Raw genomic sequence first — 3,112 nt, forward strand, 5'->3', positions numbered from 1 at the left:
ACGACGGCCCGCAGATGGATCCGGTTGCCACCTTCGAGGCCTCGGATATCACGGTCGGAGTGACGACCATCTCACTGAAGGCGCGGACCGGCGTCGACCTGCGGGGCACGTTTCCCATCCGCCAGTACACGCTGGCTGAATTTCCCGGCCTCGCCGGACGTTGAGGGAGCTATGACGGCGCATTGGGTCACCGCTTACATCGGCTGGCCCTACCAGCGCTGTGCGCAAGGCCCGGAATACTGGGATTGCTGGTCGTTTGTTCGTCACGTCCAGAAGGCGCGCTACGGGCGCGACGTTCCGTTCATGCCGTCGCCCACAAGCTGGGGCGGGGTGGCAAAAGCGATACCGCAGTGGGCGGCACAGTTCGGCTGGAATCCAACGGAAACGCCGCGCGACGGCGATGCGGTTTTCCTGGCGCGCCTCAAGGACCCGACGCATGTCGGCATCTGGGTCGCCGATCTCAAGGTAACGCTTCACTGCCCGATCGGTGGGTCTGTCTTGCATGACGCCCGACACCTTGCCGCCGCGCAATGGCGCGTGCGCGGCTACTTCACGCCGGGGAGCTGAATGGGTGTCCTCATCCATCTGCCTAGCCGCTTCGATCCGACGAAGCGGGAAGTCTACACAGTCGATCGATCGATGACGGTCCGCCGGCTAGTCCAGAAGCATCGTGGATTGCGATCGCACACGCAGGTCTACCGTCCGGGTGGCATCTACGGTCGCCGCAAGGTGCGCGAGTTCGCCCTGCCAACCGTTTGCCTGTTCAACGGAAAACCCCTTACGCGGTCGCAATGGAAGTGCACGACAGTCGGTGCGAATGACATCGTGGCGTTCTACCGGCCGCCGACCGGCGGAGGCTTCAATCCCTTAAGTATCGTGCTGGCCGTGGTAACGATCGCCATCGCGGTGGCGGCGCCTTATATCGGCGGCCCGCTCGCTCTCGGACTGGGCTTTGCCGCCGGCTCGTTTGGAGCAGCGGCGGTGACGGCCGGCGTCGGCCTGGCTTTGAGTGTTGCAGCCTACGGGCTGATGAGCCTGTTCGTGCAGCCTGCCGGGAAGTCATCCACCGGCACCGGCTACGCCAGTTCCACGCCCGCCAGCTCGCCGACGTACAACCTCACGGCGCAAGGCAATTACGCCCGCCTGCAGCAGCCGATCCCGGAGGCCTTCGGGCGTAACCGGATGTATCCCGACTTCGTGACGACGCCCTATGCGACGTACGACGATGCCGGCGCGCTGGTCAGCTCCTCGACCGACCAGTATCTCCATCACATCGTCGGGCTCGGCATCGGCGAGTACGAGATCGACGAGAGCAGCCTCAAGCTGGGCGACACGCCGATCACGAACTATCCGGATATCACGTGGGCGAAGATCGAGCCGGGCGGGCTGTCGGACCCCTCGATCGCCGACGAGCGGTGGATCACGTCACAGGATCTCGCGGATATCGAGCTGCTCGACGCGGCCGAGAGCAGCCCCTGGGCGGGGCCGTATGCCGCCAATCCCGCCGGCACGACCATCAGCCTCATCGAGATCGACATGGCCAACCCGAGAGGGCTGTGGGCCTACAATCCAGTGTCGACGGGGCTCGACGGGCGGGCGGTCACCTTCGAGGTCCAGGCGCAGCAGATCGACGATCTCGGCCTGCCGGTCGGCGATCCCGACACCTGGGAGACCTTCGATCCGACCAGCTATCTGCGCACCAGTCAGGATCCGCAGCGGGTGACGACGTCAATCATGCCGTCCGCGGCGGGCCGCTATCAGGTACGTCTCCGCCGGACCGACGCGAAGGACACCTCGCTGCAGGCGGGACACCAGCTCGACTGGATCGGCCTGCGCGGTCGGGTCGTCGGTCGCCGGACCTTCAGCAACATGACCTGCATCGCGATCAGGATGAAGGCCGGCGAGGCGCTCAATGCCGCGCAGTCGCGCACCTTCAACCTGGTGGCCACGCGCAAGCTCGAGGCGTGGGACGCCGGCGCCGGCGCGATGACCATGACGAAACGCGCGACGCGCAGCCCGTGCGACGCCTTCGCCTATATCGCACGCAGCAGCAACGGCGGCCGCCTACGGGACGATCAGATCGCCCTGGCCGAGCTCTATGCCAACCACAACGACTTCGCGGATCTCGGCTGGACCTTCGACTTTGTATTCGACAGCGGGCTGACCGTCAGCGACGCGCTGGGCCGCATCGCCAGCGCCGTGGTCGCCGAGCGGGTGACGCAGGGCGGTAAGGTGCATCTGGTGCGGGACGTACCGGTCGCCGCGCCGGTGGCCATGTTCAGCCCGCGCAACATCACCCCAGGCAGCTTCTCGAAGCAATATCTTCCGGTGGACAGCACGGCGCCGGATTGCCTCATAGGCACCTACATCGATCAAAAGGTCTGGCAGCCGGTCGACGTGACGGTGGCCTTCGACGACAGTGCTCAGGAACGGCCAAGTCGCATGACGTTGTACGGCATCGGCGCGCGCGACCAGGCGCGTGCGGTGCTGTGGAACCTTGCCCGCGGGGATCGCTATCGCCGCAGCGTCACCGGCTGGTCGACGGCGATGGAAGGCCTCGCGGTTACCTTCGGCGACGGTATCAGCTTCAGCCACGACGTGCCGAACTACGGACAGACGCTCGAGGTGATCGACTGCGACGACAGCGATCCGAATGCACCGGTGTTCACGCTCGTGGACCCGCCGGACTTCTCGACCGCCGGCGCGACCTACTTCGCCGCGGTGCGGGACGGCCGGGGGCGCAAGGCGGGGCCGTTCGTGGCCACGGCGGTGGCCGGCCAGTCGATGCAGCTCACGCTCGCCGTGCCCGATCCCGACCAGCTTCCGGAGATCCTGATCGGCGGTGACAAGGAGCGGACATGGCTCCAGCTCGGTCCGGGCGAGACCTACGCCAAGGCACTAAAGGTCAAGCAGGTGACACCGCGCGACTCGGCGAGCGCCGACATCGTGGCGCTCGACGACGATCCGCGCATGTATGACCCGCTGCCGGACGAGCCGGAGACGCCGATCGGTGGCGATACCAGCCCGATCACGATCGCGATCACGAATGACGACGGGCCGTTGGTCATCCTGCGCAGCCTGGCCAACGCCCACGACTATACCGGTCTTGCAG

2 protein-coding genes are annotated in these 3,112 nt (G+C 66.2%); both read left to right on the plus strand.

Annotated elements, in window-relative coordinates; genetic code table 11:
• Positions 1 to 171: 171 nt before the first annotated feature.
• Positions 172 to 567 carry an NlpC/P60 family protein gene (locus ACRDUX_RS04800; protein WP_526411524.1) on the plus strand — a complete coding sequence of 132 codons (396 nt, stop codon included), beginning with the start codon at positions 172 to 174 and terminating at the stop codon, positions 565 to 567.
• The coding region (locus ACRDUX_RS04805) for a host specificity factor TipJ family phage tail protein (RefSeq protein WP_526411526.1) at positions 568 to 3,112 on the plus strand (2,545 nt) is incomplete at its 3' end.

This window comes from Mycobacterium sp. (assembly GCF_050701675.1).
In the GTDB taxonomy this organism is placed as follows: domain Bacteria; phylum Actinomycetota; class Actinomycetes; order Mycobacteriales; family Mycobacteriaceae; genus Mycobacterium.

What these genes read in the sequence shown, in the direction of transcription:
- ACRDUX_RS04800 (WP_526411524.1), top strand. Translation starts at nt 172, where the DNA reads ATGACGGCGCATTGGGTCACCGCTTACATCGGCTGGCCCTACCAGCGC.